Raw genomic sequence first — 24,946 nt, forward strand, 5'->3', positions numbered from 1 at the left:
AGAGTTCGATCCAAGAAAAAAGACTTTAGACCGAACTCTTATTAAAAAATTAACGCTTTGCTAATTTCTAGCCTACATATTAAGCTTTGATAGACGCAATAAATGCTGGAATCTGTGTAAGATAATCCGGTTCTTTTAGCCGTTTGACAAATGCTGTACCTATAATGGCACCGGCCGTATGCTTACTTGCTTTTTGAAAGGTAGGTTTATCGGAGATACCGAAACCAACGATCAATGGGTTTTTTAATTGAAGATCATGTATCCGCTTGAAGTAAGCAGCTGTATCGTCTCCAACATCAAGTGTTTTACCTGTCGTTGCATTGGAAGAAAGTAAATAAATAAAGCTCCTGGAAAGGCTGTCTATTTTTCTGATTCGTTCTTCAGAAGTCTGCGGTGTTACAATGAATATATTTGCAATCCCATTTTTCTCGAACGTCTCTTTGTAAAGTTCTTCGTATTCATCCATGGGTAGGTCAGGTATAATGACACCGTTTACACCTGCATTTTTACATTCTTCACAGAATCTTTCAACACCAAATTGGAGCACAGGATTAAAGTAGCCCATCAAAAATACGGGAATGCTAACATGTTTACGGAGGTCAATCAATTGATCGAACAACTTTTTTACGGTCATGCCGTTTGCCAAAGAGACTTCTGAACTGTGCTGAATGACAGGCCCGTCTGCCACTGGGTCGGAATAAGGAAAACCGATTTCCAAAAAGTCCGCGCCAGCTTCTTCCAATTTCTTGGCAATACTTATTGTGCTGTCCAATGTTGGATATCCAGCTGTAAAATATATCGATAAAAGGGGAGTACCTTCTTTTTTTTCAATTGTATTCATGCCTTAAAAATCAAAGTATTTCATATAATTATCTAGATCCTTGTCACCACGTCCAGAAAGACAGACAACGACAGTCTCATCACCTTTAAAAGGTATTTTTTCCAAATAAGCCAGGGCATGAGAACTCTCAATAGCCGGTATGATACCTTCTAGTCGGGTAAGCTCAAGACCTGCCTGCATCGCTTCGTCGTCAGTCACACTTACATAGTTACCTCTGCCGGATTTGAATAACCAAGCGTGTTGAGGGCCAATACCGGGGTAATCGAGTCCTGCCGATATGGAGTAAGGTTCTATGACCTGGCCATCCGCTGTTTGCATCAGTATAGATCGGCTTCCATGTAAAACGCCCTCTTTTCCTAGTGCTGTTGTCGCAGCGGATTCGCCTGAATCAACACCATGGCCAGCTGCCTCTACGGCATACAATTGAACCGATTCTTCATCGAGGTAATGATAGAACATACCTGCCGCATTGGAGCCTCCACCGACACAAGCCAATACGATATCTGGATTTTCTCTTCCTGTTTTTGCTAATAGTTGTTTTTTCGTTTCTTCAGAAATAATAGACTGAAAGCGAGCAACCATATCGGGATAAGGGTGTGGTCCCACAACAGACCCAATGATATAATGGGTGTCGACAGGATTGTTGATCCAATCTCGCAAAGCTTCATTGGTCGCATCTTTTAGCGTTTTGGAGCCCGATGTTGCGGGAATAACTTCGGCACCCATCATTTTCATCCGTGCTACATTTGGAGCTTGACGTTGAATATCAACTTCTCCCATGTACACCGCACATTGTATACCTTTCAGCGCACAAACGGTAGCTGTGGCAACGCCATGCTGTCCTGCGCCTGTCTCGGCAATGATGCGCTTTTTACCCAAGCGTTCCGCTAATAGAATTTGGCCAATGGTATTGTTGATTTTATGCGCTCCGGTATGGTTAAGATCCTCCCGTTTTAAGTAAATCGTAGTTCCATATTTTTCAGATAGACGCTTGGCATGATATAATGGAGAAGGACGTCCGACATAATCGCTGAGCAGTTGGTTAAATTCCTCCTGAAAGCTCTCTTCTTCGATAATTTTGAGATATTCTTCACGTAGCTCTTTCACATTGGGATAGAGCATCTCAGGGATATAGGCTCCTCCAAAGGGACCATAATATCCTTTTTCATTGACTTGATATATACTCATTTTTTAATAGTATTTATACTGTGGCTTAATAGCTCAATATCTTTTAAGCCGGGTTCTACTTCAAATTTTGAATTTAAATCCAGTGCATATAGCCGTGGATCATTTCTTTCTAGCGCTGTTTTGATATTTTCGGGATCTAAACCGCCGCTGAGAAAATAGGGGGTAGTAAGTTTGTATTGGTCCAATAGGGACCAGTCAAATTGTACTCCTGTACCACCATAGGAACTACTTTTTGTATCAAATAAAAAGTAGTCTACAATTTTAGCGTAAGGATCCAGCTGTATCCAGTCAAAGTTTTTATCTACTCCGAAGGCTTTCACGATGCTAACTGCTGATTTTTCTTTCAATTCAAGACAGTATTCCGCAGATTCATTTCCATGCAGTTGAATTGCATTTAGTTGGAATTCAGTTATTTTATCTAGAATTTCTGAAAGGCTGGCATTGACGAAAACTCCGACCTTACTTAGGCTGTCAAGGTCCTTAATGTATGAGGAGGAGCTTTGACCAACATAACGTTTGGATTGATCATAAAATATGAATCCCATATAATCGATGCCCAAGGAGGCTACAGCGGTTATATTGTCGGGATATTTCATGCCACAAACTTTTACTTTGATCGCCATTTTATTTTTTGATTAGTTTTTGGAAACTGCGCAAAGCTTTACCTCCCATCAATGAACTTTCAGCTTCATAAAAACAGTCACCAAAAGATTTTTTGGGATTAAAGGTCTTAATCGCAAATGCGGCATTCGTCAAAACAACATTGTTCTGCACATCTGTACCCTGATTGTTCAATATAGATAAGAATGTCTGGGCGGCATCTGCTATCGTTTCACCTCCCGTCAACTCCTGAGCTGAGACTGGGGTAAAACCAAGTTCTTCCATGTTGTAGTAATTCTCTCCTTGGTTGTTGATTACCTTAAAATCACCGGTCATGGATATCTCATCATAACCGTCCAAAGCATGAATAATGGAATATTGTTTGTTGGTATTTTGGTATAGATAACCATACAGTCGTGCTAATTCCAAACTAAATACACCAACAGACTGAAATCTAGGATTGGAAGGATTTGTCAATGGACCCAGCATGTTAAAGAAAGTCTTAACACCCAATGCACGACGTATCGGGGCAACGGTTTTCATGGCAGGGTGAAACAATGGCGCATGTAGGAAACAGATATTGGCTTCATCAAGTTGGCGTTGTAGCTCAGCCTTGTCGTTGCTGAACTGATAGCCTAAATATTCCATGACATTGGATGAACCACAGCTCGAAGATACCCCGATATTACCGTGTTTTGCGACATGGTAACCAGCCCCAGCAGTGATAAAAGATGCTATTGTCGAGATATTGAAGGTATTTTTACCATCCCCACCTGTACCGCAAAGGTCAATTAAATCATAACCGTTAAAATCCAGCTTGAGGCATAAATCATACATCGCATCTCTAAACCCTCCAAGCTCTTCAACGCGAATACTGCGCATACCATAAGCCGTCATAAATGCCGCAATTTGGTGACTGTCATACTTGCCCATGGCAATGTTGGTTAGGATCTCGTAGGCTTCTTGCCGAGAAAATGTCTTGTATTCAAATAAATGCGCTAAAATTTCTTTCATGGTAATTTAAATAAAAAAAGGGCTTACCTTATTTAGGCAAGCCCATCATATCTTGACGTATTAATCAAATAATGCAATAGGAGTTTGCCACAACGTTATTCGTTGTGCCACCACCAAGCTTTATTTGATACAGTTGTTATCATTGTTATTTTTATTAATACAAATATGGTTGATAGAATTATAAAATGCAAGTGTTTTTATTGAAAAATTTTTAAGAAAGCATCTTTGGCTTAATATTGCTCACAAATATACTTTAAAATAAAACCTGATAAGCGTGCATTTGTGTAAGACTAAGCGTGATATTTAAGGATTCTAACAGCAGGCGTCTGATAAAATAGGGGCAATGAAAACTAATAGAATACAAAATGAGCTTTATTGTTCCCTTTGGAAACTAATGTAAAAGAGGCAATTTTGCTATCACGGATGACTGCTGCAAATACAAAACGCTTGAGGTATTTGACAAAGTAGACTTGTTGCGGGTCAATACCTTCGAGATCGATATCACTTGTTTCTTTTCTTCCTGCTTGAGCAAAGCTAAGATATTCCAGTTGGTTGATATCCTTGCTCTGTACATTTATCCTGATTTCATCGATGCTTGCCAATAGGTATTCCTGTAGATCTTCGTCCAGTTTTTTTGATGTTATTAGATCTTGGCTTAAAATAATATCAGTCGCTAAATTAGGATCATTCAAGCGCTGGACAAACTTTTTTAAAACAACAACCTGTTCATTGGAAGTTTGTTGTTCCTGAGCAAATAGGCTTTGGCTGACAATACAGCCAATAAACATGAACAACAATAGCTTTAATTTTATCTTCATACTTGTAAGACTTGTCTTCATCAAAATAGATTAAAACTATGGAATAAAAACCTTCGGGAGGTTATGGATATCGTACTGAGTTGTCTCCGAAGAGAGGGCGATGTCTTTAATAAAAAACGCCTTTTGAATAAAGGCGTTTTTTATTTTTTAGTATTCATCTTCATTGAAGAAGAAATCGTCTTTTGTTGGATAGTCGGGCCAAATTTCTTCGATATTTTCATATGGCTCACCATCGTCCTCAAGAGATTGTAAGTTTTCAATCACCTCAACAGGTGCACCCGAACGAATAGCGTAATCGATTAATTCATCTTTTGTTGCTGGCCATGGTGCATCTTCTAGATGCGAAGCTAATTCTAATGTCCAATACATATAAAAACAATTTAAGTTCTCTATTTTCGCAAAACTATGATTTAATTTAACTTAAGCAAGTAAATCACGTGTTATTTTTGCTGTATTAATATAAGTTGTTGATTTTTAGCGTTATAATATTTTTAGATATTCTCAAAGTCACTTCCCTTTTCGTTTAACGCATCAAGTCTTGGTGACACTGATTTGATTTCTGGGTTTGGATAATCATTTTCGATCAAGCCATCTCGCATGCGTACAATACGGTGTGCATGTAATGCGATATCCTCTTCATGTGTCACTAGAATAATGGTATTACCCTTGGAGTGAATTTCCTCCAGTAGGCCCATAATTTCAATGGACGTTTTGGTGTCAAGGTTTCCTGTTGGCTCATCGGCAAGTATAATGGAAGGATCGTTGATCAATGCTCTTGCAACAGCAACACGTTGTCGTTGTCCACCCGATAGTTCATTAGGTCTATGATCCATACGATGCCCTAAGCCGACACTTTCCAATGCTGCAGTAGCTTTTTCCTCACGTCTAACTTTATTATAGCCCGCGTAAATTAGGGGAAGCGCAACATTTTCAAGTGCTGTATTCTTTGGTAACAGGTTAAAAGTTTGAAAGACGAAACCAATTTCTTTGTTTCTTACTTCGGCGAGTTCATCGTCAGTCATGTCACTCACATTAATCCCATTGAGGATGTATTCTCCTCGGCTTGGCGTATCCAAGCAACCGAGAATGTTCATTAACGTGGATTTGCCTGATCCTGAAGGCCCCATTAAGGCAACAAATTCTCCTTTATGGATGTTGAGTGTAACGGAGCTTAAGGCATGAATTGTTTCCGCACCAATTTGGTATTCTCTAGCAATATCCTTGATTTCGATTAAGATCTTTCCTGACATATTTTTTGGAGGTTCTCTAGGTTATGAAAATACGATTTATTCTTCATAATCCAATAGGAATGCATTTTGTCGTATACAACTTTTTCTAGTTCTGATGCATTATCATCGTTAAAATCTTTAGTTTCTATCGGGTTGAATACATGGATTTTAACTATTCCCGGCCGAGATCCCCTTTTCGAGCCGTCATCGAAAAAGATATCCCAGGCATTTTCTATGATAATGGGTACTGTGGGAACGTCATTCTGAATAGCGATTCGAAAGGCTCCGGATTTAAATGCATGAATCTGTGGCGGAAAACTATCGTCGATTTTTCCTTCTGGAAAGATAACGACACTTCTGCCATTTCGGACGAGTTCATTGGCACGTTGGAAGGCCTTGAAAGAAGATACTTTACTTCTTCTTGTGACCGGGATATCTATTGTTTTGAAAAAAATACGTGTAACCGGATTTTTAAGCAATGAAGCTTTTCCGATAAAAGAAAAAGGAGCTGGGCACAAATAGGTGAGGGCTGTTATATCCAAGACCGAAGTATGATTGGGACACAATACCATGGAACGGTTCCAATCTATTTTTGATTCATAGCTCACCTTAAAAAATACACCAGCTAGGGCCGAACCACCAACTGATACCCAGCGTCGCATACGGGCGATTCTAGCATAGTTTTTTTCGGGACGTCGTGCTAAAAAATAGATATAAGGGAAAAACAGAAGAAAAACAAGTAGAACGCTGATAAAATACCAATACCGATGGAGTTTTTTGAGCAATAGGATCATACAAGTCAACTAATTTTGACCTAAAGTAAAGAAAGAAAATGGATAATTAATTATCCATTTTCTTTTTTAGTCTACTGTGAAACCATATTTCTTGTAAATATTCTTGGCCGTTGGTGAGTCCATGAATTTTAAAAAGTCATCTGCAGCCTGCGTATGGGGGGCGTTTTTAAGCTTTGCAGCAACGTAAGTTGCCGTTGTATTTTGCGCATCAGGAATGGTGATCCCTTCAACTGGATGGCCAATTAGTTTTTGGTAAACGACTTCAGAAGCCCAAACGGGAGCCGCATCTGCCTGTCCATACAATATACGCATGGGGCTCTCCCTATGGTGGATCTTGGTCAGATAAGTGCTGCCATCTTTGACCTTATCATCCATGATTTTCTTGACGAGTTGTTCGCCCCCGGCTTTTTTATAAGATGCTTTGATCTGCTCCCCAATTCCTTCCCATTGGGGATTAGGCATGCTAATACGAACTTTGTCATTCCCCAGATCATTCAATGTTCTGATATTAGCGGGATTTCCTTTTGGAATCATCAAACAGATATTGTTGTAGCAATAAACCTGTGTATGGCTGAAGTAATCTGCCATCTCGTTGATCGCTCGTTTGCTCGCTGTGTAAATATCGGGCTTATGCGTAATACGTAGGTTGCCTATCGTGATTGATCCGCCTTTAATCTGTTTAGCTAAAATGCCCGGCGGCAGAGTTTCAACAAAAATACGTTCGTATTGTGGGTATTCTTTTTTGAATGATGCAAGTAGATCATCGACAACCATAAATTGATTGCCAGCGAAAAAAACGGTAAGCTGCGGATTCTCGATATCACCATATAAATCTGGAATATTGTCTATCCCGGGTACCGTAAAATTTAGAGCCGATTTTGGTGGATTATTCCAGGGGGGATCAAAACGATGTTCTTGTGCCTTAATTTCCTGGGCTCCCAATAATACGATAGTTAGACCAAGCAGTAGAAAATTTTTCATTATACTTATGGTTTAACGATAACCCAACCTTCATTTGCTCTTAAGATTAATTCACCATTTCCGCTAGGAACATAGCCTATAAAATCAAATAGTTCTTCTTTGGCAATATGTTTCTCTTCCAACGTATTCAGGCACTGGGCTACGATAACGCCTTTCTCGACGAGGTCTTTCAAAGGTTTCTCATATTGGCTGTTCTTTTTTAGGTAAGCTTCGGTACCACCGGAAAATGCAACCAACTCAATCTGTAAGTGTCCTTTTAACCGTGGGTCTTTCAAGACATTGTTAATATTACGGATTGCTTTTTCAATTGTCTTTGGATCATTGCTGTCCAGCTGATAAATGGCTTTATACGCTTTTTTCTTAGCAACGGCACCGCTGTATTGGTGGTTATTGAGCAACAATTTATTGTCCTGTGCTTTCGCTTGAATAGTCGTTATCGCTACTAAAATGCAAGCGATTGTAAATTGTTTTTTCATATTTATTATTGATTTAATGGGGTATGTATGTTTAAAAATTAAAAGGTCCGAGTTTATGTTGTTCTATACTAACGTTATCGGCATAAGGTGGATAGGGGCTATCTTTGGGCTTTTTGCTTAGATTAGGATAGTCCAATTGTTTGTTTGTTTTTTGAGGTCTATCGAAAGAATTGATATATGCTGCGACATCATAGGCCTCGTCGTCTTTCAATTGAGGTGCATCATAAGTTGCGCCTAAAGGCATATTAGCTTTGATAAAACGCGTAGCGGTAAGCAATCTAGCCATTCCTGCGCCGTCATTGTAGCTGTCTTTTCCCCATAAGGGTGGATATTGATATCCTTTTCCCGCTGTTTGTGCCAGCCCCTGACCATCCTTTCCATGGCAACTTGTACATTTATTCTCAAAGACCAATTTACCATGTTTCAAGTCCGCGGCACGATTGGGAATATCCATTTTTATAAATCCTTGGCCTGCCAACCGACCTTTATTAACTGTATTTATGCTGATGTTTTTAATATAGGTGATAATGGCTCTCATTTCCTTGCTATTTTCAGGAATGGCTCGGCCGTTCATGCTTCTCTCAAAGCAACCGTTGATGCGCTCTTCAAGTGATTCAACCTTATTTTCTCGTCCAATATAGGTTGGAAAGACATTGGTGAGCCCGACATAAGGTGCAGCAAAAGCCTTTGTGCCTCCATTGAGATGGCAGCTGCTACAGGCAAGCTTGTTTCCGATTTTGACCTCCCCATCATAGAAATAATCGTATGTATTTTTGATTAGCTTTTCACCATAACTGGCCATTTTGCCTTCGGGATTATCTTTGAAAGAGATTTCCTTAAATTGGGAAACGTGCGTAATAAGCGAGTCGTTGCGCATTTCAAGAGAATCTGTTTGCTTTTTGTTTTCCTCATGTTTTAGTGGAAATACACATAAGGTCGTACATGTAATGACCAATGCTACAATGATCCAGCTGAGTGCCTTTAAATAATCTGTTAGTTTTTTATATTCCATTACGCTAATTCATTTGTACAAATCTAGCCGCCTCAAATCTGGAATTAAAACGAAGTTTATTTATGAGATATAACATTTGGTTATAACTTGAAGTTTTGCCGCAGACAGAATTGCAAAAACTGGTTGGGCGTACCGGCAAGTCCTCCATATAAATGGGTAAAATAGAAATAACGTTCTATTGTCAATTGTGGAATATCAACAATGGTCAATAGATTATTTAACACTTCTTTTTGCACCGTATGAATAGATAAAAAAGCAAAGCTGTTGCGACGAGCAAGGTAGCCTTTGATACTCTCTGTTGAAGGCAAGATCATTTCTATCTGTACTTCGGATAGATTAATGCTTTTATCTTTTAGTGCATTCTCAATAATTGTTCGTGTACCCGATCCCTGCTCACGTAGTACCAAAGGTAAGCGCGTGATATCGGATAGTATTGGATTTTTTAATTGAGCTAATAGTGGGTTTTGGCTATTTGTGACCAAAACTAACTCATCCTTCATAAAAGGAATGTATTTCAGCGCCCGGTTGTCGGTAGACCCCTCCGTGATACCTAAATCCAATGTTTTGTCGATAAGCTGTTCCTCAATACTGCGGCTATTGGATTGAAAAGACTGGATGCGGTTGTTGGGATATTGGGATAGAAAATCGGCAAGCAGCGCAGGTAAAACATATTGGGAAATGGTTGTGCTGGCTCCTAAGACCAGATTTCCTTTTCGCCCTTCCTGCAATTCCTGTATTTCTTGGCCCGCCTGGTTATACAGATTGATAATCTGTTGGGCATATTTATAGAGAATCTGACCTGAATCAGTTAAATTAAGATTGTTGCCCTTTCTTTCGAAGAGTGGTACGCCAAGTTTCTTCTCTAGTTCTTGGATGTTTTTGCTTACGGCTGGTTGTGAGATGAAAAGGGCCGAAGCCGTTTTGGTGAAATTAAGGTGCTGAGCCGCAGTGTAAAATACAATTAAACGAAAATCAAAATCCATAAAACGATAAAGGGTTATTTCTAAAATTTAAAAATAACCCTTTATCTAATGAAAAACTAAATTATTTGCTTAGTTCCGCGTAATATTTATGAAATAAAGGAATTGTTGATATTCCCATAAGGTAATTCTCAATACCATACTTTTCATTTGGAGAGTGTAGGTTGTCACTATCTAGTCCGAAGCCTAGGAGTACAGTCTTTAAACCCAATACTTCTTCAAAAAGAGCGACGATTGGAATTGAACCACCACCACGCGTTGGGATAGGCTTAACACCAAAGGTGTCATGTAGGGCTTTTTCTGCCGCTTTGTAAGCAACACTGTCGGTCGGTGTGACGACAGGTTCACCACCATGATGAGGTTTAACTTCTACTTTCACATAGTCTGGTGCAATAGATTCAAAATGTTTTTTGAAAAGCTCCGTAATACGGTGAGAGTTTTGGTTTGGTACAAGACGCATTGAAATTTTTGCATTCGCTTTTGAAGGCAATACCGTTTTGGCGCCTTCACCGATATAACCACCCCAAATACCGTTTACTTCTAAGGTTGGGCGAATACCGGTGCGTTCTAATGTTGTGAAACCCTTTTCTCCCCAGATATTTTGGATACCCAGGTCAGTTTTGTATTCTTCAATGTCAAAAGGTGCTTCATTTAATGCTTTACGTTCTTCAGCCGTCAATTCGACAACATCATCATAAAATCCAGGGATAGCGATATGATTGTTTTCGTCATGTAATGATGCAATCAGTTTTGCTAATATCGTCGCCGGATTGGCTACTGCTCCACCATATACGCCAGAGTGTAAATCTCTATTAGGCCCTGTAACTTCAACTTCAACATACGAAAGTCCACGTAAGCCAGTTTCTAACGATGGTTGAGCCATGCTGATCATCGATGTATCGGAAATAACAATAACATCAGCTTTCAGTCTTTCAGTATTTTCTCTAACAAATGTACCCAAATTTACTGAGCCCACTTCCTCTTCACCCTCAATCATAAATTTGATGTTGCATGCTAATGCATCATTTTTAATCATGTATTCGAAGGCTTTTACATGCATATAAAACTGACCTTTATCATCAGCAGAACCGCGTGCGTATATTTTGCCATCACGGACCGTCGGTTCGAAAGGAGGGGTATCCCACAATTCGTATGGATCAGCAGGTTGTACGTCGTAATGACCATATGTCAACACTGTAGGAAGTGCCGGATCGATAATTTTTTCTCCATAAACGATTGGATTACCAGCGGTAGGACAAACTTCTACATTGTCGGCTCCGGCTTCACGCAATTTCTGAGCAACAAATTCAGCAGTTTTTTCAACATCTCCTTTAAATTTAGGATCGGCACTTACTGATGGTAAACGCAATAAATCAAACAACTCATCCAAAAAACGTTGCTTGTTTGCTTCTACATATTCTTTAATGTTTTGCATATTGTTTGTGTTTGAAACAAATTTACACAAATCGAGACATTTAACTCAATTTGTTGTAACCTTTTCGGGAAAGGCTGCGACTAATGTAAAAACTAATTCAAATAATTATGGAAAAGCAATCAGTAGGGGCCATTTTAGGAATCGGACTATTTACATGTATCACGTTGTGTGTTTATTTTATTATGCGGTATCGGAGCGTGGCTGTACAGATTCCAGGTGAAAATAAGAAAAGAGAGTCACTAGATTGGCAAAAGCCCGGGATTTTGGTACTTGGTATAGGAATAGGATTATTCATTGTGGGAATTTTGGACAACTACATGAATACTGATTTGCCAGATTCACTTGCCGTCGCAATTTTGATTATTTCTGCGGGTGTTGCAATGATAATTGCTAACCGATTGGATAAAAAACGCGATATTTAACCCGCCAATGGATGAAATCTATATTCGAAAAGTTCTATCAGGCGATGTGGAATCCTATCGTTATTTTATAAAAACGTATAAGGATATGGCATTTTCTGTCGCTCTTTCTATTGTAAAGGAAGAGCATTTGGCAGAAGATGCCGTTCAGGATGCATTTATAAAATGCTATCAATCGCTGTCTTCCTTTAAAGGGAAATCGAAATTTAGTACCTGGTTTTACCGAATTGTTGTTCATGTTGCTTTTAATGCTATTCGTCATAAGAAACTGGAGTTGGTCAATTTTGATCTATCCCACCATGACATGTCGCATGAAGATTCCGTATTGGATGAAATAATCGACCACGAAAGAAAAGAAATGATCAACGATGCACTCACTATTCTGCCCGCTCGCGAGTCTGTTGCATTACGGTTGTTCTATCTCGAAGAACAGTCGATGGATGAAATTAAAGAGATTATGGGCTGGACATTAGCGAATACCAAAGTGATCTTGCACCGGGCCCGTAAAAATATGCAGATCATTTTAAGTCAGTTAATTAAAAAAGCGGAGTATTATGGATAAGGAACAGGAAAAATTCAAGAAAGTTATGCAAATGAGTAAAATAGAAATGCCATTTGATGATTTTGAACAACGTATCATGAACGGTATTGCTGCGCTCGAGAAAGATAAAGAGAAAGCCCTGTCAAATAAAAAGTATGCGATTACATTTTTTCTTCTTGGGACTGTTTGTGGCATGATGTTCAATAATTATCTGATGGCCAAAATTCAAGTTGCAGACATTGCCCCAGATCTTAAAAATTATAGTGAGATTGGTGGCCAGTTATCTTTTGCTGTTTTGATATGCTTTTTCTGTCTTCAGTTGTGGCGTTTGATCAATATGCAACAAAAGAGGCATTATCAGGTATAGTGAAGATCTTTTGTATGAATACATCGGATCTGAGCTGCTGTAAAAAGGACCTCTTATTTTGCTCGAAAGGGGAACTATGAACCAAAATCCATTTTTTAAGAAATAAAATTAAATTTACTGTAACAAAACATTGGTTTTATCTACTAATGTTATATTGATATTAATTTACTATCCAACAATTTTATGAAAAGAGTTTTACAAATTCTCTTATTTTTCATTTTTGCTATTCCTGGTTTGGCTTTGGGCCAATCCAAGATTGCTGGAAAAATAGGTGATGTAAAGGACCAACTAAAGTTATCAGATGCAACAGTTATGCTGTTGACCGCTAAAGATTCCATATTAACAGGCTTTACGAGATCTGACGAAAATGGTCTGTTTTCCTTAGCCAAGCCTGATACAGGAGCTTACGTGCTGATTGTGAGTTATCCCAAGTATGGCGATTTTTATACGGAGATTCAATCTGGTGTGGATTACTCCAAATTGGCTATTGGTCTAACAAATACAGCCACATTATTACAAGAAGTCATCGTTACTGGACGCATCCCAATCACAATTAAAGGTGATACCACAGAATATGATGCCGGCAGTTTTAAAGTTGAGAAGAATGCCAAGGTTGAAGACCTGTTGAAAGCTTTGCCTGGCATCACGGTTGATGCATCTGGAAAGATTACTGCACAAGGTAAAACAGTCAAAAAAGTATTGGTAGACGGTGAGGAATTTTTCGGTGATGATCCGACACTGGTGACACGAAATATCCGATCGGATATGGTGGATAAAGTTCAGGTATACGAGAAAAAATCCGAGCAGGCAGAGCGAACAGGAGTGGATGACGGTCAGCGTGAGCAAACGATCAATGTAAAGCTAAAAGAAGGCTCTAAAAATGGCATGTTCGGAAAAGCGCTTCTTGGCGGTGGAACCGACGACTACTATATGGGGCAATTGATGTTGAACAAGTTTAAGGGATCGCAGAAAATATCAGTTTATGGGCTTTTCGGTAATAATGGTACCACGAGCATGAACTGGCAGGATGCACAAAAGTATGGTGGTGATTCAGGTGTTTCCTATGGTGATGACGGATCGATGAGCTGGTCTAATTTTACGGATCCTTTTTCTGGACAAGGAGTTATTGGTGTACCTAAGGCCATAAATTCGGGCGTTAACTTCTCGGATAAATTTGATAAGGATAAACATACAGTCAACATTAACTATAAATACGGAAGATTGAGCAGCGATGGAAATGATGAAACGATTACAACTGGTTTGATCAATAACAAATCAGTGAAGAATGTAGATTCTGAAAATGACCAGCATCGTGCCAATCTGAAATATGACCTGAAATTAGATTCGTTAAATCTCTTAACCATACGAGGCGGGGCATCAAGAAAGAATCTCTGGTCAGATAACAAGCGTGAAGCTTATCAGTTTGGCCAAAATGCAGATACAACTATTGCTGAGAATACGCGAGAATTGGTGAAAAATAATATCAACGAGTTCAATTTTAGCACTTATTTTACGCACAAATTCAAGAAAAAAGGACGTTCTTTTACATTCGATGGTCAATGGAAAAGAAATGAGATGAAAGGTACTGGACATTTAAATTCCGACCTGAGAAATTATAGCTTAAAAACAGACTCAACTACAGATCAAAGTAAGGTGCGTAACAATACCAGTGACGTGTTAAGCGCTTCAATTTCCTATACCGAACCTTTATCCAAAATTTGGAACCTTGTTGTGGGAACAGGAATTGAGCAAAGTAATAGTAGTTCCATCGTGGAGTCTTTCAATAGTGCTGGAGCCGGAAATTATACGCAATTGGATCGGCGTTTCAGTAATAACTATGATTTTGATAGAAGCAGCAATAGGTACAAATTGGCTGTTGTTCATACAACTGAAAAATTTAAGTTCACTGTGGCTAATAATTTCAATAATGACAAATTGAAACAGTTCAATAACTATACAAGCGAGGGGATTACAAGAAGTTACTTTACGTATAATCCAAATGTAAGTGCAGGTTATTCCTTTACAAAAACTAAGGGGTTATGGATGAACTATACCGGTAAAAATCAATTGCCTTCTTTAAGCCAGATCCAACCGATCTTGGATAACTCAGACCAGATTAATCGCTATTTGGGAAATGAAAACTTAAAACCATCATTTAGAAACTCATTAAATCTGAATTATAATTCGTTCCGTGTGTTGACCGGAAACTATGTTTATGTCGGTGGTAATATTTCTACCGAAAAGAACCCGATTACGCAGAATATTGATACCCTAAAAGGGATTAATACATATACTTGGAATAATGTTGATGGTAAGACAAATACTTCCCTGAACGTATGGTCTGGAGTTTATTTCAAGCTGAGCAAAAAACTTGGCCTGTCCAACTCGCCACAGTTTTATGTGAATATGAGTGATAATTATAATATGTTCAATCACCAATTGAATAAAGTAAATACGACGAACTTTAATTTTACGTATAATTTCAAGAGAGATACCAAGACAGGTTTAAATTTTGACCTGAACTTTAGTCCGCAATATCGTTTGATGAAATCAAGTTTGGAGCGCAATACCAACAGTAATGGTTTTGTTTTCGCTTCCAACGGAAGTGTGGAGTATTTTTTCAACAAAACATTTAAGGTTTATACCAATTATACCTACTCCTACGAGGCGGCCACCAAAGCTTTTGATGAGAAGTTTGAGCAGTTTTTGTTGCATCCGGGTGTAAGCAAGAAATTCCTGAAAAATGAATCGTTGGTGTTGGATTTTATGATCAACGATGTTCTTAACCAGAACAAAGGCTTTAGTCGCTCGGCATCGACTTCTGTCTTTACCCAACGCCGATATGATACGATACGCAGATATTATATGCTTAAACTATCATGGGATTTTACAAAAATGTTTTTATAAAATATTAAGCGAAATACAATGTTAAAATATATCTTTTTTATCTTCTTCTGTTGTTCAGCCTTAGGTCTTAAAGCACAGTATACGTTGTTTGGTCGATCGGGAACTATTTCCTACGATAAGACGATGTATATGAAGAATATCGTAAGTAAAAAATTCATCGCTAAGGCCGATGATAACTCAAAACAGTTTTTTGAGCGTATAATACCGAGATTACCAGAAAGTGCCGTGTTAAAGAAGTCAATGAAATTCAATACCACGGAGACTTTGTTCGAGTCGGTAAAAGACGAGAGCCTGGATGCAGAGATTAAGCAGTATATTATGATGCTTGCGCTAGACTTTGATGCAGCAACACTTTCAAATATGTCCAACCGATCCTTTTTGAGATACAACGATATCGTAGGTGAAAAAATCATCGTTCAGGATTCCATGAAGCGTATCAAATGGAAAATCACAGATGAATACCGTGAGATCGCTGGCTACAATTGCAGAAGAGCCAATGGTATTACACCGGATTCCATTTATGTCATTGGATACTACTGCAATGAAATTCCTATCAGTGGCGGTCCAGAGTCCATCAATGGTCTTCCGGGAATGATTTTAGGCTTGGTCGTACCTAGTCAGCACGTTTCCTATTTTGCAACAAAAGTTGAACTCAGCAACACAGTTGTGATGGACAAAAAGAAATTTGAGAATACGAAGGTAAAACGAATGACAAGAAAAGCCATGACAGATCAGATTACAGGTGTGCTGTCTCAACATATGAATAAAGAAACTGTTCAATTTATTATGGAACTTGGCAATTTATAAAGATCACAGCATGCTGTTTAAATAATATGTTGTGTATTTCTAACTGTTTAGATAAAAAAGCTCTTCTTTTGAAGAGCTTTTTTTATGATTTTTAATTTGTATTATGTTGTTAATCAATGGTTTGTTTTATTTTTTTAATATCTTTTTATTACTTGTATTTTTTTTGAGATAAACTAAAATTAACTGAAACAAAATATTAGTTTTGTGCACGAATTTTATTATTTATATAATTATATACTATCCAAAACTATATTATGAAAAGAGTGGGGCAACTACTTTTACTTATTTTATTCTGTTTCTGCGGAATAGTTCATGCTCAATCCCGTATTGAAGGAAAAATCACTGATGTAAAAGATCAGCTTAAGCTGCATAATGCAACAATTATGTTGTTAACAGCTAAAGATTCCATTTTGACCAATTTTGCCCGTTCGGATGAAAATGGTAAGTTCTCTCTTGAGCGGCCTGATACTGGACAATATTTTATCATTGTAACCTATCCGAAGTATGGTGAATATTACGCGGAGATCTTGCCAGGGCAGCATTACAATAACATGTCTATTGGAATGACCAGCAGCGCAACCTTGCTGGAGGAAGTCATTGTTATGGGACGGGTGCCCATTAGTATCAAGGGCGATACAACGGAATATGATGCAGGAAGTTTTAAAGTGGAAAAAAACGCCAAAGTTGAAGATTTGTTGAAAGTCTTACCTGGGATTACCGTCGATGCCTCTGGAAAAATTACTGCCCAAGGAAAAACAGTGAAGAAAATGCTTGTTGACGGGGAGGAGTTCTTTGGTGACGATCCTATTTTAGTAAGCCGGAATATTCGTTCTGATATGGTTGATAAAATTCAGGTCTATGAAAAGAAGTCTGATAAGGCTGAGAAAACAGGGATTGATGATGGTGAACGTACACAGACAATCAACGTGAAGTTAAAAGAGGAAGCTAGACGCGGAATATTCGGCAAAGTGGATGTTGGTGGAGGTAGTGATAAATTCTACGCTGGACAGGGCTTTTTGAACTATTTTAATCAATCGTTTAAAGCTTCGGCTTATTTGATTGCAAGTAATACCGGCAAGAGCGGACTCAGTTATGAGGAGGTATCAAGCATGGGGGGTGATTACGATAGAGGCGATAATTTTAATGGTGAAGGTATTCCTAAGTCCTTGAATACGGGATTTCTATATTCAGATAAAACCGCTAACAAAAAGCATGCTTGGCGAATCGACTATAAGCATATCCGATCCGATGTTGATCTGGATCGCAGCGTGTTTACGCGCAATGCGGCACGCGACACGATATTGACTAGCAATAGCAGCACATTGGCTTCAAATGAGAACAGAAAGCATAATATTGGTTTGAAATATGAATTTAAGGTCGATTCCATGTCGGATTTAACGGTTTGGGCAGGTGCAAACAAAAGACATGATCATAGTTCTTCAGAGACACAATCAACTACTGTAAATCAATTTGATCAAAAGATCAACGATAACATGCGAAAGTTTAAGAACGATTCTAGGTCAGAACAGTATAATGCCTCGGCACTCTATGTAAGACGTTTTAAAAAGAAAGGCCGTTCGTTATCATTCAACTATTTTACATCGGGCAATAAACAGGATGGCGAGCAAGATTTGTTTTCTAAACTTAGATTTTACAAAGAAGGGAATGCTGAAAGAGATTCGACTCTCGACCAGAAGAAATTTGTGAAAAATAGCTCTTTTTCCACGGGGGGTGAATTTGCTTATTCCGAACCGATTTCAAAAAAGATTATCCTTTCTTTCGAATATGGATTGAATCTCAACAGAAATAACAACGCAGTTAGGTCTTTCGATAAAAATCAGAATACCGGTACTTTTGATAGACTAGATAGTTTGTATAGCAATGATTTCTTATATAAAACGATAAAAAACACCTATAATTTCGCAATTAATTACAAGCCCCTGGAAAAGCTGGTGGTCAATGTCTCGAATAAGTTCGAGAACAGTAATCTGTCGCAATTAAACCGCATGGAGAATTCGAGACTCTCACGATCATTTTTTGTGTATAATCCGCTGGTTGATGTTAATTATGAAATACAGAAAAATAAATCGATCAATTTGGAATATCAGGGTACCAATGGTTTGCCCTCTTTAAATCAGATCCAGCCACTCCGGTCGAATTTGGACCCTTTGAATGAATATCTAGGTAACGAAAATTTGAAACCATCCTACACCAATAATCTGAATCTAAGCTTTAGAACGTATTCCGTATTGGAAGATAAGTTTATAGGTATATTTTTAAGTGCATCACGTACAAACAATGCTTTGGTGCAAAATACAACGATTGATTCACTGGGTAAGACTACATTTGTTTGGGGAAATTTGAATCATAATAGCAACAATCAAATTAGTATCAGGCCAATGTATTACGGCAAATTATGGAAAAAAATTCAATTGAGACATGGAGGCGGTCCATCGGTATCTTTCAGCAACAATTATAACTATGTCAATACTGTTTTGGCGAATGCCAAAGTGCAGCGTTATGGATTCAATTATAGTCTACAGCGATCGACAACGAAAGGCTTGGACTTTGGTATTGAATTGTCTCCAGGCTATCTTATACAAGACAATTCCATTGGTGCAATGGAAGATAGTAAGGGATTTACGTTTTCATCTGAAGGAAACCTAAAGTACTTTCTTCCGGCTAAATTTATTGTGCGGGCAGATTTTAGCTATAATTATCAGGCTCCTACGGCGGTGTACAGTAAAAAATTTGAACGATTTGTGCTGAGCCCTGCATTATCGAAAAAATTCCGAAAAGATGAAAAGTTGGAATTGACCTTTATGGTTAATGACCTCCTCAAACAGAATGTGGGTTTTGACAGAAGTCAAAACGGGACACTACTGACCGAACGCCGATACAACACAATCAGCAGATATTATATGGTTAAGCTCACTTGGGAAATAAATAAAATGCTCGTAAAATCGAAATAAAATGAAAGATATCAAAAATTTACTCGCCCTATTGCTGTTCTTTTTCTGGGGAACCACAGCTTTTGGACAATATGCTTATTTTCCTACGCAAGGAACAATTACTTATGACAAAACCGTGTTTCTTAAAAACCTGCTCAAACGCTATGCAACCTATGCAAAAGACGAGGATACACGTAACTCCATCAAAGAAATGATCGGGCAGATTCCCGAAAACCAGGTGTTAAAAAAGAAACTGACATTTTCTAATGATGAGGTCCTCTATGAGCATATTGCTGAAGAATATTCGGATGTTGTTAGCGGGCTGATGCGGTCTGGGATTTTTGAGTCAGGAATAAGTGGCTACCAAAATTTGAAAAGTAAAGCATTTAATTCTGTCTTTGAGTTAGGCGGGGAACGGGTTGTCGTGACAGATTCGACATTAAAGATCAAGTGGAAAATCACGAATGAATACCGTGAAATCGCAGGTTACCCCTGCCGTAGGGCCAATGGACTTGTATTGGATTCCATCTATGCCGTTGCTTTTTATACGGATCAAATTCCTGTTTCGGGAGGTCCTTCGGCCTTTAATGGACTACCGGGGATGATTCTTGGTTTGGCTGTTCCAGAGCTGCATTACAATATGTTTGCAACGAAGGTGGAGTTGGGAGCCGTAAACCCTTCATCGGCTACCCTGTTAAAGAAGAAAGATAAACCCTTGACCAGGCAGCAGGTTTATGATAAACTGAAGGCCTCTTTCGGTGATTACCTGGGTATTAAGATTTATAATTTGGTGATAGCCTGTACATTTCTGTAAAAACCAACAAAAAAGGCCTTTCATTTGAAAGGCCTTTTTTATGTTTAACTTCGAAAAAACTATTTTCCGTCGTTTTTCTTAGCAGTAACTTCGTTACGAAGTTCTTGTGCTAAGGTTTTGATTTCTTGTAATCCTTTACGTACACGTGTACCAGCTGCAGAATTACCATTGTTGAAGAACTTGTCTGCATCAGCTTCGATAGAAGCTACTAACTCTTTTAATTTTACGTAGTTTTCCATTTTTTTATAATTATAATTTTAGTTTTTATGGTTTTTCCTAAACACTCCTTAAATATACAAAAACGAATCAAATAGAAAATAAATTTCGTTTTTTTTTATCGAAAAAGCTTAAAAAAAACTATTCAACAATCTTAAGTTCGTCAATAATGTTGGTTGCTCCTGCAAATTTATCGATGATAAATAATACATAACGGATATCAACTGAAATTGTACGTTGTAGCTTATGGTCGAAGATCACGTCACCAGCCATAGCTTCAATATTACCATCAAAAGCTAGGCCAATTAATTCGCCGTTGCCATTTATTACTGGTGAACCTGAGTTTCCGCCTGTTATGTCGTTGTCACTTAGGAAGTTTACTGGTAAATATCCTTTCTTGTCGGCATAACGACCATAGTCCTTATTATTGTACAGATCCATCAAACGTTGTGGTAAATCAAACTCTTCGTCGCCTTTTTTGTACTTCGCAATAGTGCCTTTTAACGTCGTGTAAAAGTTTTTGTCGGCGTCATTACGGGGATCTTGTGGTAGGCCTTTGATCGAACCGTAAGTTAAACGTAACGTACTGTTCGCATCTGGATAGAATTTACCTTTTGGATTCGAAGCTAATACCCCAGCGACATATTTACGATAAGCACCTTCAAATTTGTCGTCTTGTGTTTTCCAGCTAGGATCTACTTGACGGTATCTGTTAAGTAAGGCGGAAGAAAGTTTATACAATGGGTCATTGGCTAAAATTTCAGCGTTAGGGTTCTCCAGGTAATTGTTCAAACGCTCAGCAGAAGCGAAGATGCTGTTCTTCACAGATTCTTTGACATAAGCCGTAAAGTCACCATTATTTTTAGCAGCCAATTCTGCAATATATGGTGCAATATTTCCTGCTTTTTTAGCATAAAGATTCAATTCGTCAATCAAAACTTGCTCTTCAAGCGGCATGTAAATTTTTTCATAACCTGCATCGATGGCGGATTTTAAACGAGGAAGAATAGCGTTTCTTCTTGCTTCATCTCCAGCAGTATATACTTCTAAACCTGATCCAATTGTGTTCGGTAAAGCTGCAATTGCACTAGAACGCAACATGCCCATTAAATAGTTGTCATGTCTAGCTTTCTCGTTTGTCGAAGCATAAAATTCGTTGATTGTTTTGATTACATCACCGTATTCTGCTTTGTTTGCGGCTTTATTTGCCCATTTGTCAAATTTAGCTTCGTCTTTTGCTTTAGATTCCGCAGTTTTATGTAATGTCAAAGCATCAATCATTCCTTGACGGTTTTTCCAGTAATTTGCTACCTGAGAGTATTTTGAAGCGTAGTTCAATTTTACAGCTTGGTCTTGATCCATGAATTTTTTCATGGCATCCATACCTGTTTTAGAAGCTTCCACCCAAGCTGGATAAGCGAATTTAACATTCTGATTGATTCCCCCAGCGGGCATCCAGCGATTGGTACGACCAGGATAGCCTAAGATCATCGCGAAATCTCCTTCTTGAACACCTTTTAAGCTGACAGGTAGGAAATGTTTAGGTTTCAAAGGGACATTATCTTGTGCATACTCTGCTGGATTACCATTTTTATCGGCGTAAACTCGGAAAATTGAGAAATCTCCGGTATGACGAGGCCATTCCCAGTTATCCGTATCACCGCCAAATTTTCCAATGCTATTTGGGGGTGTTCCCACCAAACGGACATCATTGTAATCTTGGTATACAAAATAATAATACTCATTGCCTTGGTAGAATGATTTTACTTCAACTACATACTTACCATTTTCGCTATTCTCTTTTTGAATTTTGGCAATTTCAGCAGCAATGATTTTTTTTCGTTCATCTTCAGCCATTTTGTTGTTGACCAAACCTAAGATGCGTTTTGAAACATCATCCATGCGTACAAAAAAGCGAACTGACAAAGATTTAGGCTTTAACTCTTCATTTTTTGATTTGGCCCAGAAACCATTTGTTAAATGATCATTTTCTGGTGTAGAAAGTTCAGCAATAGCACCATATCCACAATGGTGGTTGGTGAATACCAAGCCTTGATCAGAAACGATCTCAGCAGTACAGCCACCATTGAATTGTACGATTGCATCTTTTAAGCTAGAGTGGTTAATGCTGTAGATTTCTTCGGCACTTAAGCGAAGCCCTTTTTTCTGCATATCTGACTCATTCAGACGCTTTAGATACATTAAAAACCACATTCCCTCATCGGCAAATGCAGCAAAGCTTGTTGTGATGAACAACAAACACATCCATAATTTTTTCATATCAACCTGATAAAAAGTTTGTTTATACCCTACAAAAATGCTTTAATTCTCTTAAAAACCAAAATATTAGACTTTATAATATGCTTTTTACCAATTTTTATGTCAATTGAAAGTAAATGTGTACCGTATTGGTTGTCAAGGAAAGTCAAATGGACTCTTTTCCTTATCTTTGCAAGATGCAGCAATCATTTGAAAATTTTAAATTCAATAAACAGATCTTAAATGCGATAGCGGAGGCGGGGTATCAACAACCGACAGAGATCCAAGAAAAGGCAATTACTCCAATATTGGCCGGGCAGGATGTGATGGGAATCGCTCAGACGGGAACTGGAAAAACAGCGGCATTCGTTTTGCCGATGCTGATGAAGCTAAAATATGCTCAGGGAAATGATGCGCGTGCGTTGATTTTGACACCAACGAGAGAATTGGCCATGCAGATCGAAGAAAATATTAAGTTGTTTTCTACTTACCTTGATTTGCGTTCAGTGGTACTTTATGGTGGATTAGGACCAAAAACTCAGATAGAAGAACTCGAAAAAGGAGTGGATATTATCGTGGCAACTCCGGGTCGATTTTTAGACTTGTACCTCGAAGGGCACATTGTTGTCAAATCACTCAAATTTTTGGTCTTGGATGAGGCCGATAAGATGATGGATATGGGTTTTATTAGTAAGATCCATCGTGTACTTGAAATTGTGCCACGCAAACGTCAGAACTTATTGTTCTCAGCAACAATGAGTGAGCTTGTTCGCAAAATTGCAGGTGATTTCTTAGCGTTTCCGACCATTATTGAGGTGTCCGAACAAGCTACACCAGCCAAGACGGTAAGTCAGGCGCTATATGTTGTTCCCAACCAAAAGACAAAATTGAATTTACTTCAACATCTCTTGAAAGATGATGAAGCGTTTAGTCGACTGATTGTTTTCTGTAAAACAAAGCAGGTAGCAGATAATGTCTTCCACTTTTTGGAACGTAAATACGGTAAAGATGAGGTTCGTGTTATTCATGCCAATAAAGGTCAGAATACACGTATCAACTCCATCAATGCCTTTAAGGAAGGGAATATTCGTATTTTGGTCGCAACGGATGTGGCGGCGCGAGGGCTTGACGTTTCTAATGTAAGCCATGTGATCAACTTTGAAGTACCTATTGTTATAGAAGATTATGTGCATCGTATTGGACGTACCGGGCGAGCTTTCAATGAGGGGGATGCTATTACGTTCTGTAATGATGCCGAGAAATATTATGTTCGCAAAATCGAAAAATTGATCAAGCAAAGTATCCCTGTCTACGCACTACCAGAGGATGTCTTTATAGAGAAAACACCCTTTCATGAAAAACAGGATATTGCGCGCGAGATTGATAATCAAAAGCGGAAAGATGATCCAGATTTCCAAGGTGCTTTTCACGAGAAAAAATACGTTATCAAACAGAAAGAAGTGCGGGAGGCACAACGAGCTTCCGGATTTAAACCAAAAGCAAAAAGTAAAAGTAAGTCTGCAGGCGGAAAATCGGGAGGAACAAATCGCAATTTTAAAAAACGTTAATTTATTGTGCGCTTTACACCACTAAATATCGCTAGTGCATGCCTTGTTGCCTGGTTTGTTATGGAAAACCCCAATGACGAAAAGGCCTTATTTACTTGGGGCGCATTTATCCTATTGTTGTTGATATTGACCGTCATTGATATTGTATTTAGGGTCTTTGTAAAGCCAAATAAAAAAATGTGGTTATTACAGTTGGCATTTTTGGTAGTCGTTTGTGTCACCAGTTTAATTGTCAAAGTAACCTTTGGGTAAGAGGTAAAATTAAAAATAAAGACGAGTTAGGTTGTGAATCGATGGCAAATATAGTTCCTGTTTCAAAAAACATAGCTCAATATAAATAGCTCAATAATATTAAAATGAAAAAAGCTGAAATAAAATTACAGGTAGAGTTAGATGAAAACAACGTGCCTGAAAATATCATGTGGTCTTCTACAGATGGAAATAATGCGGAGGAATTACCTGCAAAAGCGATGTTTTTAGCCCTATGGGATTCACATTATAAAAATTCAATGCGTATCGACCTTTGGACTAAAGATATGCCCTACGATGAGATGAAACGTTTTTTCTATGAAACGCTGCAAACATTGGGCGACTCTTTTATCCGTTCTTCAGGCGGTGATCCGATGGCGGAAAAAGTTATTGGCGACTTGCGTGATTACTGTGCGCATTTTGCAGATAAAATGGAAGTTTTAATGCCACAACAATAGTTTTTAACGCTTAACAGAAATT

General features: G+C 38.4%; 25 protein-coding genes. 10 read left to right on the forward strand and 15 right to left on the reverse strand.

Going from position 1 to position 24,946, the window contains the following annotated elements:
- Positions 1-79: 79 nt before the first annotated feature.
- The 13 genes from trpA to B4N43_RS17940 all read right to left on the reverse strand — a co-directional run bounded on the left by trpA (position 80) and on the right by B4N43_RS17940 (position 11,368).
- Positions 80-841: a tryptophan synthase subunit alpha gene (trpA, locus tag B4N43_RS17880; protein ID WP_075991097.1), complete on the reverse strand. Its 762-nt coding sequence runs from the start codon at positions 839-841 to the stop codon at positions 80-82.
- Positions 842-844: 3 nt separating this feature from the next.
- Positions 845-2,029, reverse strand: coding sequence for a tryptophan synthase subunit beta (gene trpB, locus B4N43_RS17885; RefSeq protein ID WP_075991098.1), 1,185 nt, complete (start codon positions 2,027-2,029; stop codon positions 845-847).
- Entirely contained in the window at positions 2,026-2,652 is a 627-nt protein-coding gene (locus tag B4N43_RS17890; protein ID WP_075991099.1) for a phosphoribosylanthranilate isomerase, read from the reverse strand. Before B4N43_RS17890 ends, trpB begins: the two co-directional genes overlap by 4 nt.
- A gap of 1 nt (position 2,653) precedes the next feature.
- Positions 2,654-3,643 carry an anthranilate phosphoribosyltransferase gene (gene trpD / locus B4N43_RS17895; protein WP_075991100.1) on the reverse strand — a complete coding sequence of 330 codons (990 nt, stop codon included), beginning with the start codon at positions 3,641-3,643 and terminating at the stop codon, positions 2,654-2,656.
- 350 nt (positions 3,644-3,993) lie between these two features.
- Complete coding sequence (locus tag B4N43_RS17900) at positions 3,994-4,461, reverse strand: hypothetical protein (RefSeq protein ID WP_083663487.1); 468 nt, start codon at positions 4,459-4,461, stop codon at positions 3,994-3,996.
- A gap of 147 nt (positions 4,462-4,608) precedes the next feature.
- Positions 4,609-4,830 (reverse strand): DUF2795 domain-containing protein, encoded by a 222-nt coding sequence (locus tag B4N43_RS17905; protein ID WP_028072584.1) that lies wholly within the window; start codon positions 4,828-4,830, stop codon positions 4,609-4,611.
- Between the two features lie 122 nt (positions 4,831-4,952).
- Complete coding sequence (locus tag B4N43_RS17910; protein ID WP_075991101.1) at positions 4,953-5,711, reverse strand: ABC transporter ATP-binding protein; 759 nt, start codon at positions 5,709-5,711, stop codon at positions 4,953-4,955.
- Entirely contained in the window at positions 5,693-6,484 is a 792-nt protein-coding gene (locus tag B4N43_RS17915) for a lysophospholipid acyltransferase family protein (protein WP_075991102.1), read from the reverse strand. Before B4N43_RS17915 ends, B4N43_RS17910 begins: the two co-directional genes overlap by 19 nt.
- Before the next feature lie 66 nt (positions 6,485-6,550).
- Positions 6,551-7,465 (reverse strand): substrate-binding domain-containing protein, encoded by a 915-nt coding sequence (locus B4N43_RS17920; protein ID WP_286735803.1) that lies wholly within the window; start codon positions 7,463-7,465, stop codon positions 6,551-6,553.
- A 5-nt stretch (positions 7,466-7,470) separates the two neighbouring features.
- Positions 7,471-7,941 carry a DsrE family protein gene (locus tag B4N43_RS17925; RefSeq protein WP_120333478.1) on the reverse strand — a complete coding sequence of 157 codons (471 nt, stop codon included), beginning with the start codon at positions 7,939-7,941 and terminating at the stop codon, positions 7,471-7,473.
- Positions 7,942-7,972: 31 nt separating this feature from the next.
- Positions 7,973-8,953 carry a c-type cytochrome gene (locus tag B4N43_RS17930; protein ID WP_286735804.1) on the reverse strand — a complete coding sequence of 327 codons (981 nt, stop codon included), beginning with the start codon at positions 8,951-8,953 and terminating at the stop codon, positions 7,973-7,975.
- Positions 8,954-9,033: 80 nt separating this feature from the next.
- Positions 9,034-9,936, reverse strand: a complete 903-nt coding sequence (locus B4N43_RS17935) for a LysR family transcriptional regulator (RefSeq protein WP_075991106.1) — start codon at positions 9,934-9,936, stop codon at positions 9,034-9,036.
- Positions 9,937-9,997: 61 nt separating this feature from the next.
- The gene (locus B4N43_RS17940) at positions 9,998-11,368 is read right to left on the reverse strand and encodes a dipeptidase (protein WP_286735837.1); all 1,371 of its coding nucleotides are present in this window, start codon (positions 11,366-11,368) and stop codon (positions 9,998-10,000) included.
- Positions 11,369-11,475: 107 nt separating this feature from the next.
- Here B4N43_RS17940 and B4N43_RS17945 point away from each other — a divergent pair, with 107 nt between their 5' ends.
- The 7 genes from B4N43_RS17945 to B4N43_RS17975 all read left to right on the forward strand — a co-directional run bounded on the left by B4N43_RS17945 (position 11,476) and on the right by B4N43_RS17975 (position 20,174).
- On the forward strand, positions 11,476-11,790 hold the full coding sequence (locus B4N43_RS17945) for a hypothetical protein (protein WP_145327816.1): 315 nt from the start codon (positions 11,476-11,478) through the stop codon (positions 11,788-11,790).
- A gap of 7 nt (positions 11,791-11,797) precedes the next feature.
- Positions 11,798-12,349 (forward strand): RNA polymerase sigma factor, encoded by a 552-nt coding sequence (locus B4N43_RS17950; protein ID WP_088160282.1) that lies wholly within the window; start codon positions 11,798-11,800, stop codon positions 12,347-12,349.
- Positions 12,342-12,695 carry a hypothetical protein gene (locus B4N43_RS17955; protein WP_201666252.1) on the forward strand — a complete coding sequence of 118 codons (354 nt, stop codon included), beginning with the start codon at positions 12,342-12,344 and terminating at the stop codon, positions 12,693-12,695. Before B4N43_RS17950 ends, B4N43_RS17955 begins: the two co-directional genes overlap by 8 nt.
- Positions 12,696-12,878: 183 nt before the next feature.
- Positions 12,879-15,602, forward strand: coding sequence for an outer membrane beta-barrel protein (locus tag B4N43_RS17960; protein ID WP_286735805.1), 2,724 nt, complete (start codon positions 12,879-12,881; stop codon positions 15,600-15,602).
- Positions 15,603-15,620: 18 nt separating this feature from the next.
- Complete coding sequence (locus tag B4N43_RS17965) at positions 15,621-16,409, forward strand: GLPGLI family protein (RefSeq protein WP_182330084.1); 789 nt, start codon at positions 15,621-15,623, stop codon at positions 16,407-16,409.
- Positions 16,410-16,663: 254 nt separating this feature from the next.
- Positions 16,664-19,381 (forward strand): outer membrane beta-barrel protein, encoded by a 2,718-nt coding sequence (locus tag B4N43_RS17970; protein WP_286735806.1) that lies wholly within the window; start codon positions 16,664-16,666, stop codon positions 19,379-19,381.
- Position 19,382: 1 nt separating this feature from the next.
- Positions 19,383-20,174: a GLPGLI family protein gene (locus B4N43_RS17975; RefSeq protein ID WP_075991114.1), complete on the forward strand. Its 792-nt coding sequence runs from the start codon at positions 19,383-19,385 to the stop codon at positions 20,172-20,174.
- Between the two features lie 59 nt (positions 20,175-20,233).
- Here the strand turns inward: B4N43_RS17975 and B4N43_RS17980 are convergent, their stop codons facing one another.
- The gene (locus tag B4N43_RS17980; RefSeq protein ID WP_070562307.1) at positions 20,234-20,413 is read right to left on the reverse strand and encodes a histone H1; all 180 of its coding nucleotides are present in this window, start codon (positions 20,411-20,413) and stop codon (positions 20,234-20,236) included.
- A gap of 118 nt (positions 20,414-20,531) precedes the next feature.
- Entirely contained in the window at positions 20,532-22,670 is a 2,139-nt protein-coding gene (locus B4N43_RS17985) for a S46 family peptidase (protein WP_286735807.1), read from the reverse strand.
- A 176-nt stretch (positions 22,671-22,846) separates the two neighbouring features.
- Here B4N43_RS17985 and B4N43_RS17990 point away from each other — a divergent pair, with 176 nt between their 5' ends.
- The 3 genes from B4N43_RS17990 (at position 22,847) to gldC (ending at position 24,924) form a co-directional block, all read left to right on the forward strand.
- Positions 22,847-24,217, forward strand: a complete 1,371-nt coding sequence (locus B4N43_RS17990; protein WP_075994642.1) for a DEAD/DEAH box helicase — start codon at positions 22,847-22,849, stop codon at positions 24,215-24,217.
- A gap of 6 nt (positions 24,218-24,223) precedes the next feature.
- On the forward strand, positions 24,224-24,469 hold the full coding sequence (locus tag B4N43_RS17995) for a hypothetical protein (RefSeq protein ID WP_075991115.1): 246 nt from the start codon (positions 24,224-24,226) through the stop codon (positions 24,467-24,469).
- Between the two features lie 104 nt (positions 24,470-24,573).
- Positions 24,574-24,924: a gliding motility protein GldC gene (gene gldC / locus B4N43_RS18000; protein WP_088160288.1), complete on the forward strand. Its 351-nt coding sequence runs from the start codon at positions 24,574-24,576 to the stop codon at positions 24,922-24,924.
- The last annotated feature ends 22 nt before the right edge of the window (positions 24,925-24,946 follow it).

Source organism: Sphingobacterium sp. UBA1897 (assembly GCF_002337775.1).
In the GTDB taxonomy this organism is placed as follows: Bacteria; Bacteroidota; Bacteroidia; order Sphingobacteriales; family Sphingobacteriaceae; genus Sphingobacterium; species Sphingobacterium siyangense.